This window comes from Oceanobacillus sp. FSL K6-0251 (assembly GCF_038004725.1).
Lineage (GTDB): Bacteria > Bacillota > Bacilli > Bacillales > Amphibacillaceae > Oceanobacillus > Oceanobacillus oncorhynchi.
This window is the reverse complement of the sequence record NZ_JBBORS010000001.1, coordinates 2,331,878-2,344,827: the sequence shown is the minus strand read 5'-3', so window position 1 is coordinate 2,344,827 and position 12,950 is coordinate 2,331,878. Positions and strand designations below refer to the sequence as shown.

Below are 12,950 nucleotides of genomic sequence, written 5' to 3'. Positions count from 1 at the left end.
GGTTATAATTAATGTTACTATTAGTAATATTACTAATAGTAACGTCAGCTTTAAAAGCTGACCAAGGAGGAACTGTGATGCTTTCTTTTTCATTCCTAGGTGCGTTTATTTTTGGGTTCATTGCACTTTTTACGCTGCTGGTAACTTTAGGGTTGCCATTAGGTGAATTTACTTTAGGAGGTAAATTCAGGATCTTACCTATAAAAATGCGAATAATAAGCGGAATCTCGCTGGTCATCCAAATGATTGCAATTATAACGATACTTGACGTTGGCGGGATAATTATAATAGATTTCCCTTTTTCTATCGAAAGAGGATTATGTATTTTCTTTGGATTTTATTTATTATTGAATACAGGGATGAACATCATATCTTCCAGCAAAAAGGAAAAGTATGTTATGACCCCTTTGTCTTTCTTGTCATCTATGTGTTTTTTTATTACAGCATTTTTTAACTAAAGGAGAATGGATTACGATGGATACTATTATTTTAGGCTTTCTGATGATTCGAGGTTCAACGATTTATGAGTTAAGGCAATCTATCAAACAAACCTTATCTAATGTCAGCAGCGACAGCACAGGCAGTATTCAAGCAGGAATCAAAAAATTATTGAAAAAGGAATGGATTACTTTTGAAGTACACATAGAGGGGAGTGTAAACAAAAAAACATATTATATTACAGAAGCTGGAGTAAAACATTTTAGAGAAAATATATCAACACCTATGTTATACAAGGAAAAAAATATGGAATTAAGTAAATTTTTCTTTCAAGGGTTCGCAGATCATTCAGAGCACGAAGCGTTTATCAACAGCTATCTGGAAGAATTAGAAAAAGAATTACATCGCTTGGAAGCTATTAACATAACGATTGATCAGAGAAATAATTTCAGCCGTGACTATATAAATAATTTAAAAGAAGCTGGCGGTGCAACAGAATTTATGACGGAAGAGGGAGTAAAATCAATTGCCTATTTCCAATATGCAACGCTGGATTTAGGTATAGAGAAAATTAAATTTGAAATCGACTGGTTTAGGAATTTTCAATCAAAATTAAAGGCAGAAAGGATGGAGAATGACAAGGGACAATAAAGCGGAACATTATTCCATTGCATGGCGATAATTATTATTCAATAAAAAGCTTCCCTTCCCCGCTTTTCTTAAGAAATGCAGAATAATTTCTTTTCAGAAAGAAACGTTCATAAACCTTACACAGAATGAAATCCCAAATAAAAAAAACATCAAATTACTCACTTTATCGTAATTTGATGTTTTTCTTATTTTACCTTACATATTATAAAGGAAACTCGGACGCTCCCAAAAACGCTGCTTCGCCATCGCATCAATAAACTTCTGTCCGAATTGCGAATCGATATCCATCACGACTCCAGGCTGTCCTTCAATACCCATTTCCTTCAATAAATGAGCACTCTCTTCTCTAGCACCTATCGGCTTGAAATGATTGTACATATTCATAATAAAGGTACGGGCTTGATGATGAAAATAGTCATTGACTCCGGTACCGCCAACAAGATATGCACCCTCATAGCTTAACGGAGATCCTGTCAGAAAGTTTTGGTCTACATCAAAAGTCATTCCCTCGCTGCTCTTTACTTCACCGAGCTTATTGCTGACAATAACGGGATGCATCCCGGCCTTCTTCCATTGCTTGAGCAAAGCATCCACTTCCTTACCCGGAAAACCTTCTGCCAGAAAAACAGCTACTTTCAGTGTATTCGCCACAAAATTGGTATTCATCAAGCTTACAGCCGGCGATGATTTCGTAGCAGTTGACTCTTCTACGTCTGGTACAGTAACACCAACATTTGACGCAACAGCCTCTGCAAGCTCTTTGCTGACCCTTGCCAAGCGGTCCACCATCTGCTGACGCACAGGTACATGAAGACATCTTCCCAGCTCAAAGCTATACGCTCCAATAATATGCTCCCGCTCTACAGGTGTCATGCTGTTCCAGAAAATCCTTGCCTGCGTATAGTGATCTTTAAAAGAATCCGCTGTTTTACGCTGCTTCAACCCTTCTACGGTGGAAGGATACGTAACAAAGCCTCCCTTGTCTGGCGGAACTTCTGATGGTGTATTATCCGCTAATATGTTTTTATGATAAGATACTTTTCCTCGGTCAATCACATGACGCGAGTTTCCATCCCGCTGATTGTTAAAAACCGGACAAACCGGCTTGTTGATAGGAAGCTGTTGATAATTTGCGCCTATTCGCACCTGCTGTGTATCTGTATACGAAAATAATCGCCCTTGCAGCAGCGGATCATTGGAGTAATCCATTCCCCGAACAATATTCCCTGGGTGAAACGCACTTTGTTCTGTTTCCGAAAAAGCATTATCGACCGTTTTGTTTAACGTTATTTTTCCTATTTTTTGAAGCGGGACTTCCTCCTCCGGCCAAAACTTTGTCGGGTCTAAAATATCGAAATCAAACATAAACTCCTGATCTTCACTGATAATCTGTACAGCAAGTTCATATTCCGGATAATTGCCCATTTTGATATTTGTCCAAAGGTCTCTTCGATGAAAATCGGCATCCTCGCCAAGTTTTTGTGCTTCGTCCCAAATCAATGGATGAACACCCAGGACAGGCTTGACATGAAATTTGATAAAATGAGCAACTCCCTCTTTGTTTACAAAACGATACGTATGAACGCCAAAGCCTTCCATGGTACGAAAATTCTTTGGAATAGCCCGGTCAGACATAATCCACATCGCCATATGAGTCGTCTCCGGATTACTTCCCATAAAGTCCCAAAATGTATCGTGTGCCGTCTGCCCTTGAGGATATTCATTATCAGGCTCCGGTTTGACAGAGTGAATCAAATCAGGGAATTTAATCGCATCTTGGATGAAGAAAATGGGGAAATTGATGGCCACAATATCAAAGTTTCCATCATCTGTGTAGAATTTAATAGAAAAACCTCGTACATCGCGAACGGTTTCATTACAGCCCCGTGAACCGATTACTTGTGAAAAACGTACAAATAACGGTGTTTTTTTGGAAGGATCCTGTAAGAAATCTGCCATAGTCACTTCACTCATAGATTGATACAGTTCAAATTCTCCATAAGCACCTGTTCCTCGAGCGTGCACGACCCGTTCCGGTACTCTCTCTCGATCAAAATGCGCTATCTTTTCTCTGGCAAGAAAGTCTTCAATCAGAGTCGGGCCGCGGTCTCCGGCAGTCAGTGAATTTTCATCATCCACGATCTTTTTCCCTTCATTAGAAATCATCTCTTGATTACGGGTATCCCGAATAGATGGTTCTAATTGCTGTTCCTTATGGTAATAGAATTTATTTTTAGCAAAAAAATGAAAAGTATTCATTGAAGGTTTCTTTCTGTGTATGACTGGAACAACTTTAATACACCATGCACCATAATTAGTCGGGAAGACGTCCGAGCTTCCACAATGAAAGAAGCCGTCTGTGCAGCACAGACGGCTTCTTTCATTTATTGGAGGACTACAGAAATTTCTCCATGATAACGTAGGCCTCCCCATTTTTCATAAAACTTCTATCTGTTTCCTGGAGACCAAACTTCCGATAAAAATGGCTCTTATTCTTTCTGGCATTACACCAAATTCTTTTCACATCATGTTTTTTCGCTTCCTCAAATACGGACTCTAACAATCTGCTTCCATACCCTTTTCCCTGTTCTGATATCAGCGTCGCAAATTTTCTAAATTGAGCTTCCTCTTTGTCTATAAACAGCGTAACAATGGAAATCAGTATATTATCTTTAAAAAGTCCCAAATGAATACCCGAAGCATCATCCTTTAACTTTATGTAGTTGAAATCCTCATTCGGCAACATGACTTCATGCCTAAGCTCCCATGCTTGTTCTTTCTGTATTTTTGAAATTTGAATTTCCATGATAACCTCCTTGCCTGCTGTGAAGCTGGTCAAAAACACATGCTTAGAAAAATGCCAGTATACTGTTGGCGTAAAATAGCGTAACTACTGTCAACGCCAGTAAAACAACCCCTTCCGCTTTTCCGCCAGTTGTTGCAGCGAATGGAAAACGAATCGTAATCTTTGCAGGGTACAGCAGCTTGATTCCCTGCTTTGTCGCAGCATCTAGTATAAAATGCGTAACCATACCAGCTAAAATCCCCATGGTGATCGACGGATTACTGATGAACTTAGATAAAATAAACGCCACCAGCGCTAAGAATAATAAACTATGTGTAAAGGTTCGATGACCAAAGAGGGTATTAACTACTTTCGAAACCGCTGGAAACCTCCGTCCGATTTTGCTGCCGCTATGGCAAATATCCGGAAGCAAGCCCCCTGCTGCGCCTGCTGCAATGAACCATTCGGGCTGATATGCATCTGTGATGGCGACGATGGCTGTCGTCGCTGTGATTCCAGCCATAATATGTGTTTTTCCTGTCATGCTCTTTTTTCTCCTTCATTTGTAAATTGCGTTATCTTATCATAACACTATCCTAAGAAAAAGAACATACGTTTCTTTCAATTAATTTCCTTTTATTCAAAAATGCAGCAAACATTATTGTCTGCTGCAGTCATGATTTGTCTACATGGTTAAATGATAACTGGCATCTAAAAGTTCAAATATTTCCTCTTCTGAAATAGAACCGTCCAGCAGAATGCTGATCCAATGTTCTTTGTTCATATGGTAAGCTGGCAGTATTCCATTTTCTTTTCTTAAAATCGATGCCAATTCCGGGTCGCATTTGACATTTAAAACGGCTGCAGTCCCTTCTCCTTCTATATTTAATTTCTCTTTGTTCACATCCATCAGCAACCCAAACCATTTGCTGTTTTCCTTATGCCGAAGCACAGCGTAATTAGAAAATTTAGCCCAAGGATAATCTGGCTCTGTATCGTATTTTCTTTTTGCATAATGTATAACTGCATCTCTGCTCACTAAAATCACCTTCATCTGATAAATTAAACGGGTAAATTGCTTTTCTTCATTTTATCAGCAGATACAGGTTTGTTAAATAGGATGCTGCACACAGAAGCTTAAAAATACCATGATATCCTGCTACCTCTAATATATACGAACAATTTTTCCCAAAGTCAGACGGTGGTGACTATGCCCCTCGTCAGCTCCATATCCTGCTGCAACCACAGAAAGAATATTCCCCTCTATCTCCAATAATGCTTTTACCTTTTCCAGATCAAAACCCAGCATCGGAACGCTGGATATACCGTAAGCGGTGAGCGCTAACAGCAAATACCCAAGCGCAATATACCCTTGCGATTGCAGCACCTCAGGAGCCATATCCAGCGTTTCTAAAAGAGCTTCCTTGTCACTTTTCTTCTTTTCCAAATTCATTTCCGGATGAAGGACATCATCTGCTTTCTCCCGCACATCCATCAGATTACTGTATAGCACGATGACACAGGAGGCAGTATCTAATTGCTTTTGATAAGCGGAATATTGGTAGAGCTTTTGAATCATGGTTTTGTCTTTCACAATAACAAATCGCCAAGGCTGTGCATTGAATCCGCTCGGAGCCAAACGGACATGATCGATAATATTAGCTACCAGATTCGTATCTACCTCCTGCTCTGTAAAGCTTCGGACGCTTTTTCGCTCTTGCATCCATTTTAAAATATATTCTGATTCCATTGAAAATCACTCCTATCTTATTTGTTACGTTTCATTATGATAGAAGTGACCTCCCTTTGTTTAAAAATATGTAAAGCCTGTATCGATACAGACGCCTCTTGCTTTAGAGATATTTGCTGCTTTCTATTGCTTCATGGATTAATTGAACACCTTCATGGATTCTTCCTTCTTGAATACTCGTTATATTCAACTTTAAGAATTTATGTTTCTGCTTATAATCAGCTATATAATTTGTTTTATAGTCATCGACTAAAACATGACGTTTCGCTAATGCTTCATGAAGTTTCTGTATATTTATCTGTTTTGGCAGCTTGATTACGGTATGCATTTGATGATTGTCATTAAATGCATACCCGGATAAAAAGGTATTTAATGCATGCCGCAGTATCTCTGCTTTCTGCTGATGTTTGGAGACGATTTTGTCTTTATGGTGTGCATATAGACCGCTCTCCATAAATGTCTGCATAATAACCTGGCTCAAAGAATTGGTATGGATATCAATAATTTCTTTAAAACTCCGAAAGGGCTCGATTAATTTCTCTGGCACGACAGTAATACCTAACCGCTGCCCTGGAAACATGATTTTAGAAAAACTTTTTAAGTAAATAACACGTTGATCATTATCCATTTCGTAGAGTGTTTTATAACTGTTGTCCCCTTCAAAATCTCCCAGGTAATCATCTTCAATCATATAAAAATCATATTTCTCTGCTAATTCCAACAGCAGCTTTTTTTCCTGTTCATTCATGGTTGTACCAAGCGGATTATGCAGGCGCGGCATTAAATAAACATAGCTTGGACGCTTGATTTTAATCGTTTTCTCTAATTCCTGCAAATCTATTTTATCCAGCCCTCGGCAGCATGTGACATAATCTAACTGAAGGCGTTCTATAAGATTGATGACCTGATGATAGGTGGGCTGTTCAATTAGAATGGATTCCTTTCTGGTCAGCATGATTAAAGCAAGAATATGCAAAGCCTGCTGTGTACCGCTTGTAATCATAATCTGCTCTTTTTTTGTGAATATCTGGTCCTCCATCAACAGCTTCTGAAATAAGGTTTTCAACTCCTCATTGCCGGTCGTTGCACCATACGTAAATAATTCTGTTTTTTCATTTTGGATAGCAGCTTCCAAGCATTGCGAATAGCTGTCCAATGGAAAGTCCGTCCAGGAAGTGGAAGCAGTTGAAAAATCATATACCCCGTTAAAAGCAGCAGCTTTTTCTTTTCTGGAAATAATATAATAACCGACATTAGGCTTGGCATATATTCTATTGTTCTCAACTAGATATTTAAGCGCCTGCGTTACCGTCACTTGACTTACTCCAAAGGCTTCCATTAATTTACGTACCGTCGGCAGTCTATCTATATATATTCCTTCCTCTATACGTTTTAAGATTTTATCAGCTACGAATTGATATTTCTTCATAAGCAGCCCCCTTCTCCTCTACAAACAGATTACCATGAATCTATTTCAATTGTATTTTCCTTTATCTTGTTTGTATCGATACACCTAAAAAAAGAATTGCTTCCGTTTAGACATTCTTTCTATACTCTGGAATAGAAGGAGGAGGAAGTCATGAAAAAAAATAATGCATTACTGGCAGCAGTCACTTTTTCCATTATTATTGGATTGTCCTTTATGTTTGTGAAAATTTCTTTGACGTATGAAGGGCAATTACTTATATTGGCGCAGCGATTTACATTTGCTTTTTTGGGATTGCTTTTATTTCTTGTCATAAAACCAATCCATTTACGGTTGAATCGGAAGGAAATCATGATTGTGATTATTATTTCCTTGTTCTACCCGATTATATTTTTCAGCAGTCAAATACTTGGTCTTGATCAAACAACGGTTACGGAAGCAGGAATCATTCAGGCGATTGCCCCGGCCATAACTGTTCTCTTAGCAAGTGTATTTTTGAAGGAACAGGTCCGAATAGTACAAGGATTAGGAATCGTTTTTAGCATTGCCGGAGTCGTTTTCCTGCAGCTGATGAACAGCTCGGGAGGCTATGATTTTCATCTGCTTGGCAACCTGCTGATTATCGTATCTATTCTTGCAACAGCGATTTGGCAGGTAATGTCCAGAAGTGCAACAAAATCTATCGCACCAATTCAAATTACGATATATATCATGTTCATTGGTTTTCTGTTCTTTAATGTCATCTACTTCATAAACGGCGGTTCTGCCGGCGAGTATATCGATTCCCTGACAGAAATTCCATATTTATTATCAATTTTATTTTTGGGTGTCCTGTCTACATTTGGAACGTCTTTATTGTCTATTTATGCTGTGTCCAAATTGCCGGTTATTCAAGTAAGTGTGTTTAATAATGTGGCTACGTTAATTACCATCCTGTCTGGAGTACTGATTTTAAACGAGCCTTTTCATTATTACCATATTATCGGCGCAACGGTGATTATTTTTGGCGTTATTTTGGTTAATGCAAAAAAGAAATCAAGACATTCTAAGGTAAGTTAATCAATAAAATCAGTTTTTATGAATAAATGCTATTTTTCTTTATATCATCTAGTTTGTATCGGAGCAAAGGTGAGCGTCATTTCAAGAGATGAAGAGAAGCTGCGTAAAGCTGGAGATCTCGGAGCGGATTATCTTTTAAAAACAGATAGGGATTGGACAGCTAAAATGAAAGATGAAAAATTCGATATCATATTAGATAGTATTGGGCCGGCACTCTTCCCGAAAATACATTGATGTCTTAAAGCCAGATGGAAATTTGGTTAATTTTGGAGCGAGCTCCGGAGACAGTATTGACCTTTCTTTACCCTCCCTCTTTTACCCGCAATTTAATATCTTAGGAACTTCTATGGAAAGTAAGAAAGAATTCGAACAGTATAACGCATCACAACATAAAACCGGTGCTGATAGCGTTTATCCGCTTATTGAAATCGAACATGCATTGGAGAGAATGAAATCCGGGAATCAATTTGGCAATATAGGCTTGGAAATGGAATAAAAAAGCCGAGTTTTTCATTTTTACGTTATCGTTATGAAGAAAAATCGTTTGAGGTGAATCAATGCCTAGCTCCTCTTTTGTGATTCATAAATGATTGTGCTACGATAAAATCGTATATCAACTTCACAAGGAGGCTCTATGTATGGCTTTGGAAAATTTTGATGAATACCTGCAAAAATATGCTGAATTAATCGTTTCTACCGGTGTCTACGTTCAAGAAGGACATTCTGTCGTTCTAACGATTGATGTTGAACAGGCTCCATTAGCACGTAAAATCACAAAAGCTGCTTATGAAAAAGGCGCAAAACGTGTTATTGTCAAATGGGGAGACGATAAAATCTCAAGACTTGGGTTTGAGCATCAATCAACCGAAACCCTAACAGATATTCCAGATTATCGCATTGAAGAAATGAACTATATTATTGAACAAGGTGCCAGCCGTATCAATGTTGTTTCCAATGATCCGGATGCCTTAAAAGGATTAGATGGTGAAAAAATCGCTGCAACGCAAAAAGCGTCTGGTGAAGCATTTCAGCCATTATCGCAAGCAACACAGTCGAATAAAATCTCATGGGTCGTGGCAGCTGCAGCCGGTCCGGAATGGGCAGCGAAAGTCTTTCCGGATTTAGATTCAGCGGAAGAACAAACGGATGCATTATGGGATGCTATTTTCAAAGCGATTCACTTGTATGATGACGATGCGATCCGCACATGGGAGGATAAAGATAAGACCCTGGAAACGAAAGCGGAATCATTGAATAAGGAACAATTTACAGCATTGCATTACACTGCGCCGGGTACAGATTTAACGGTCGGCCTGCCGAAAAACCACCGCTGGGAAGGTGCTGGAAGCTTTAACTCCCGCGGAGAACGCTTTATAGCCAATATGCCGACAGAAGAAGTATTTACAGCCCCAGATGCCAACCGGGTCGATGGCGTTGTCGTATCAACCAAGCCATTAAGTTATGCCGGTTCTGTCATCGAAGGGATGGAATTTCATTTTGAAAATGGGAAAGTAACCAAAGTGACTGCTGAAAAAGGCGAAGAGGTTATTCAAAAATTAGTCCTGCAAGACGAAGGTGCTTCCCGCTTAGGAGAAGTTGCTTTAGTTCCGGACGCGTCCCCTATTTCTCAATCCGGATTGACTTTTTTCAATACGTTATTTGATGAGAATGCTTCAAATCACTTAGCGCTGGGTTCTGCATACGCGTTCAACTTAGAAGGCGGAACGGAGATGTCAGAAGAAGAATTAAAAGAAGCTGGTCTGAATCGTTCAGCAACACATGTTGACTTCATGATTGGTTCGGATCAAATGGATATTGATGGCATTAAAGAAGACGGCAGCCGTGTTCCGGTCTTCCGAAAAGGTGCTTGGGCTTAATTTGCTCATTAGTAATAGTCAGTAAAAAAATCCAACTGCAAGCTAGTTGGATTTTTTTACATTGGTATATAAAATGTACCTATTCTGCTTTTCTTTTGATAGAAACCATTTTCCCATAAGTCCCTATCCTCCAAAGCCATTCAAACGGTCCATAGGAGAACTCTTTCAACCAGAGATGACTGAAAATCATTTGTGCCGCGAATAAAATGACTCCAACCCCAAGAGCGAACGCATAGCTTGGTTCCTCCCAAATCCCTAAATTGATAAAAACCGTTCGTCCGCTCGATTGAAACAAACTTACAAAAACCAGAGATTGCATGATGTAATTCGTAAACGCCATCTTACCGACCGATGTGAACGGGACAAGCAACTTCGACATGCTCCCCTTGCTAGTTCCTAAAAGGACAATGAATAAAATCATGCCGATTGTCACCAAAAAGGGGTAGAAGCTTTCCAATGGATGTAATGCAATTCTATCATAAAGGCTTGCTTTCCCTGCTAACCCAATCACAAGAAAAAGTACTGACAATAAGCTCATGGTTTTTCTTCGCTTTTCGATTATTGTAAGCAGCCCCTTCCGATACGCATACATACCAAACAGGAAAAAGCTGATGTGTGCGACCATGGAAGAAAATTCAATAATAAGATATTCTGTTCCTGTCGGCGGCTCTTTTGAGTCAGGCAACAGACCTTTCAAACCGGCTTCCAGAGACAAATGATAGGATGAGAAATAACTGATTACATCCGCTCCAATGGTATAGCCGATCCAGAAAAGGAAAGCAGTAATAACCAATCCGGCTGCTGACCAATTCATAAACAGCAGAAGGAAAAATCCCGCCATCCCATACATGAGCAGAATATCTCCCGACCAAATTGCAAAACCGTGCACAGCACCAACGAGGGCAAGCAAAAATAATCGTCTGAATAATACTGGATAAGGGTTGATTTGCTTCGTTTTTAGGCGATTATAAAGTAACATAAGGCTCAGGCCAAACATGAATGCAAACAGCGGCCGGGTACTGTCTGTTAATATAATCTCCTCTAAGCTTCTTAGTACTTCATTAACCGGAGACAAATTTTCCGTATCGACGGAAGACAGCCCCGGGACGTTGGCTAAAAAGATTCCAAGTAAAGCAACGCCCCGCATTTGGTCTAATATAGCAATTCGTTGATGTTGATTTTTTTGCTTCATTGATGTCATAGAATCCTCTTTAACTCCTTACATTAAAATGCCCAAGTACATTTTTTAGAATACTAGATTCTTGCCTAATCCCGTGGTTCTACACGCCAATCAGCCTCTCGCCGGGGATCAGCCGCACCAGAGATGTCATCATTCTCCCGATCGATCATCAAAGCCTGAACAGACCCGAAATACAGCGGAGTCGGAGCTTCACGAATCTCGTTATACCCAATATTAAGCAATCCTTCCCTTACATCTGCTTCCGGAGCGGATTCCATCACAAGCGCATTATCCGTCAGGTGGAAACGATCCGCTTCAACAACAGCTTCCAGGTCTGAGTCTTCTTGAACCCAGTCAGCAATCACCTGCGTAAGCATAATTGGAATACGTTCGCCTCCCGGACTGCCAATCCCTAAAACAGGTCCCTCCTCATCTGCCACAATCATTGGAGAGGACCAGGTAACGGAACGCCGTCCAGGCTCAGGTTCATTTTGCTCCGTTTGACCAATATCAAATCGAGACATTTGATTATTCAAAAAGAAACCTTCTGTGTAGACACCGGAGCCAAAGAAATTGGTCAGTGTATTCGTCATGGAAACAACAGTGCCGTTGTCATCAATCACTGTAATATGTGTCGTATTAGGGTCCGAGTCGTCATAACTCCGCTCTTCGTCCTCAGGAAGCAAGCTGTCACCGGAGATTTCTTCTGCTAAAGCAGCATTCTGTTCACGGTCAACGAAAGAATCAACCGGAACATCCACAAACGAAAGGTCACCGAAATCCGTATAAATAAATGCTTGAGCGATTCGCCACGACATCGCAATGTCATGCACAAATGGCGTGCTATTCCGTTCTTCTTCTAATGTTCCCCGCTCTTCAAGGATTTGCAGCATTTGAATGACGCTGGCACCAGGAAGCGGCGGCGGAGCACCAGTCACCTCGTATCCAGCAAACTCTCCGGTCACGGGGGCATGCCGTCCGACACGAAAGTCAGCAAGTGAGTCTCCGTCCATACCTTGAATCGCTGCTAACGCTTCTCCAGTATCCCCTTCATAAAAGGAAGCTCCTTCACTATCACGGATATCACGCAATGCTTCGGCCAATGCCGGCTGTTCTAAAGTGGCTCCTGCCTCAATCGCTGGCCCATCCGGATAGAAATGCTCCAGCTGCTCAACCGGCAGACGGTCCTGAGCAGATTGAAGCTGCTGTGCTAACGTTTCAGATACCTCCGAACTTTCTGCCAAATCAATCGCCGGGTCAATTACTGTCTCCCAGTCAGCAGTCCCATAGTCATCATGTAATTCCTTTGTCCCGGCTACAAATCCAGGCACACCAATATCTGATGAAGGAACGCCTCCTTCAGGGACAACTTCACGATAATCATATGCCTCAGGGTCTTGACCCTGCTCTTGAACGAGTGTTACTCCGCCGCCGCCAATTCCTGATGCAAAGGGCTCTACAACAGAAATGGCATACGCCGCTGCAACGGCCGCATCCACGGCATTACCTCCATTTTCCAAAACAGTCATTCCAGCTTCTACAGCATCTGGATGCCCTGCGCTGACACCATAAACCTCTGGCACATCTGTTTCAGGTTCTGGCTCTTCTTCATTTTCTGGCGGAATCAGTCTCTCGCTTTCATCTTCTGATGGATTCGGCTCAGGCTGCTGGTCCGTCTCTTCCTCTGAGACACATCCGCTAAGCAACAGCAATACCGTTGCGGTAAAAGTAAAAATTAAACTGCTCTGGCGCTGGTTACGCCTTTTCACCTGCATGAATGCAAC

14 protein-coding genes are annotated in these 12,950 nt (G+C 40.7%); 6 read left to right on the top strand and 8 right to left on the bottom strand.

What is annotated here, in order from left to right; translation table 11 throughout:
• The first annotated feature begins 77 nt into the window (after positions 1-77).
• Both MKY45_RS11830 and MKY45_RS11825 read left to right on the top strand, forming a co-directional pair.
• Positions 78-458 carry a hypothetical protein gene (locus tag MKY45_RS11830; RefSeq protein ID WP_042534001.1) on the top strand — a complete coding sequence of 127 codons (381 nt, stop codon included), beginning with the start codon at positions 78-80 and terminating at the stop codon, positions 456-458.
• A 16-nt stretch (positions 459-474) separates the two neighbouring features.
• Positions 475-1,089: a PadR family transcriptional regulator gene (locus MKY45_RS11825; RefSeq protein ID WP_042533999.1), complete on the top strand. Its 615-nt coding sequence runs from the start codon at positions 475-477 to the stop codon at positions 1,087-1,089.
• Positions 1,090-1,284: 195 nt separating this feature from the next.
• Here the strand turns inward: MKY45_RS11825 and MKY45_RS11820 are convergent, their stop codons facing one another.
• The 6 genes from MKY45_RS11820 to MKY45_RS11795 all read right to left on the bottom strand — a co-directional run bounded on the left by MKY45_RS11820 (position 1,285) and on the right by MKY45_RS11795 (position 7,053).
• Positions 1,285-3,348 carry a catalase gene (locus MKY45_RS11820; protein WP_341172968.1) on the bottom strand — a complete coding sequence of 688 codons (2,064 nt, stop codon included), beginning with the start codon at positions 3,346-3,348 and terminating at the stop codon, positions 1,285-1,287.
• 136 nt (positions 3,349-3,484) lie between these two features.
• The gene (locus tag MKY45_RS11815) at positions 3,485-3,889 is read right to left on the bottom strand and encodes a GNAT family N-acetyltransferase (protein WP_341173481.1); all 405 of its coding nucleotides are present in this window, start codon (positions 3,887-3,889) and stop codon (positions 3,485-3,487) included.
• A gap of 49 nt (positions 3,890-3,938) precedes the next feature.
• Positions 3,939-4,418 carry a metal-dependent hydrolase gene (locus MKY45_RS11810; RefSeq protein WP_042533996.1) on the bottom strand — a complete coding sequence of 160 codons (480 nt, stop codon included), beginning with the start codon at positions 4,416-4,418 and terminating at the stop codon, positions 3,939-3,941.
• Positions 4,419-4,559: 141 nt separating this feature from the next.
• The gene (locus tag MKY45_RS11805) at positions 4,560-4,913 is read right to left on the bottom strand and encodes an MmcQ/YjbR family DNA-binding protein (RefSeq protein WP_244882398.1); all 354 of its coding nucleotides are present in this window, start codon (positions 4,911-4,913) and stop codon (positions 4,560-4,562) included.
• Between the two features lie 126 nt (positions 4,914-5,039).
• Positions 5,040-5,624: a nitroreductase family protein gene (locus MKY45_RS11800; RefSeq protein ID WP_256706258.1), complete on the bottom strand. Its 585-nt coding sequence runs from the start codon at positions 5,622-5,624 to the stop codon at positions 5,040-5,042.
• A 103-nt stretch (positions 5,625-5,727) separates the two neighbouring features.
• Complete coding sequence (locus MKY45_RS11795) at positions 5,728-7,053, bottom strand: aminotransferase-like domain-containing protein (protein ID WP_341172967.1); 1,326 nt, start codon at positions 7,051-7,053, stop codon at positions 5,728-5,730.
• A 150-nt stretch (positions 7,054-7,203) separates the two neighbouring features.
• On the opposite strand from MKY45_RS11795, the gene MKY45_RS11790 reads away from it, so the two are divergent.
• From MKY45_RS11790 to MKY45_RS11775, 4 genes are all read left to right on the top strand, one after another.
• On the top strand, positions 7,204-8,109 hold the full coding sequence (locus MKY45_RS11790) for a DMT family transporter (RefSeq protein ID WP_341172966.1): 906 nt from the start codon (positions 7,204-7,206) through the stop codon (positions 8,107-8,109).
• Between the two features lie 18 nt (positions 8,110-8,127).
• The gene (locus tag MKY45_RS11785; RefSeq protein WP_341172965.1) at positions 8,128-8,343 is read left to right on the top strand and encodes a zinc-binding dehydrogenase; all 216 of its coding nucleotides are present in this window, start codon (positions 8,128-8,130) and stop codon (positions 8,341-8,343) included.
• A 22-nt stretch (positions 8,344-8,365) separates the two neighbouring features.
• Positions 8,366-8,605, top strand: a complete 240-nt coding sequence (locus MKY45_RS11780) for a hypothetical protein (RefSeq protein ID WP_341172964.1) — start codon at positions 8,366-8,368, stop codon at positions 8,603-8,605.
• A gap of 142 nt (positions 8,606-8,747) precedes the next feature.
• Positions 8,748-9,986 carry an aminopeptidase gene (locus tag MKY45_RS11775; RefSeq protein ID WP_341172963.1) on the top strand — a complete coding sequence of 413 codons (1,239 nt, stop codon included), beginning with the start codon at positions 8,748-8,750 and terminating at the stop codon, positions 9,984-9,986.
• Positions 9,987-10,065: 79 nt separating this feature from the next.
• Here MKY45_RS11775 and MKY45_RS11770 read toward each other — a convergent pair whose 3' ends face one another.
• Both MKY45_RS11770 and MKY45_RS11765 read right to left on the bottom strand, forming a co-directional pair.
• Complete coding sequence (locus MKY45_RS11770) at positions 10,066-11,187, bottom strand: DUF418 domain-containing protein (RefSeq protein WP_042533987.1); 1,122 nt, start codon at positions 11,185-11,187, stop codon at positions 10,066-10,068.
• A gap of 65 nt (positions 11,188-11,252) precedes the next feature.
• The gene (locus MKY45_RS11765) at positions 11,253-12,941 is read right to left on the bottom strand and encodes a gamma-glutamyltransferase (protein WP_256706254.1); all 1,689 of its coding nucleotides are present in this window, start codon (positions 12,939-12,941) and stop codon (positions 11,253-11,255) included.
• Between the last annotated feature and the right edge of the window lie 9 nt (positions 12,942-12,950).

Bases quoted from the DNA above. Each gene is read 5' to 3' on its own strand.
- MKY45_RS11830 (WP_042534001.1), top strand. From the start codon at position 78: ATGCTTTCTTTTTCATTCCTAGGTGCGTTTATTTTTGGGTTCATTGCA.
- MKY45_RS11825 (WP_042533999.1), top strand. From the start codon at position 475: ATGGATACTATTATTTTAGGCTTTCTGATGATTCGAGGTTCAACGATT.
- MKY45_RS11820 (WP_341172968.1), bottom strand. From the start codon at position 3,348: ATGAATACTTTTCATTTTTTTGCTAAAAATAAATTCTATTACCATAAG.
- MKY45_RS11810 (WP_042533996.1), bottom strand. From the start codon at position 4,418: ATGACAGGAAAAACACATATTATGGCTGGAATCACAGCGACGACAGCC.
- MKY45_RS11800 (WP_256706258.1), bottom strand. From the start codon at position 5,624: ATGGAATCAGAATATATTTTAAAATGGATGCAAGAGCGAAAAAGCGTC.
- MKY45_RS11795 (WP_341172967.1), bottom strand. From the start codon at position 7,053: ATGAAGAAATATCAATTCGTAGCTGATAAAATCTTAAAACGTATAGAG.
- MKY45_RS11790 (WP_341172966.1), top strand. From the start codon at position 7,204: ATGAAAAAAAATAATGCATTACTGGCAGCAGTCACTTTTTCCATTATT.
- MKY45_RS11785 (WP_341172965.1), top strand. From the start codon at position 8,128: ATGAATAAATGCTATTTTTCTTTATATCATCTAGTTTGTATCGGAGCA.
- MKY45_RS11775 (WP_341172963.1), top strand. From the start codon at position 8,748: ATGGCTTTGGAAAATTTTGATGAATACCTGCAAAAATATGCTGAATTA.
- MKY45_RS11770 (WP_042533987.1), bottom strand. From the start codon at position 11,187: ATGACATCAATGAAGCAAAAAAATCAACATCAACGAATTGCTATATTA.
- MKY45_RS11765 (WP_256706254.1), bottom strand. From the start codon at position 12,941: ATGCAGGTGAAAAGGCGTAACCAGCGCCAGAGCAGTTTAATTTTTACT.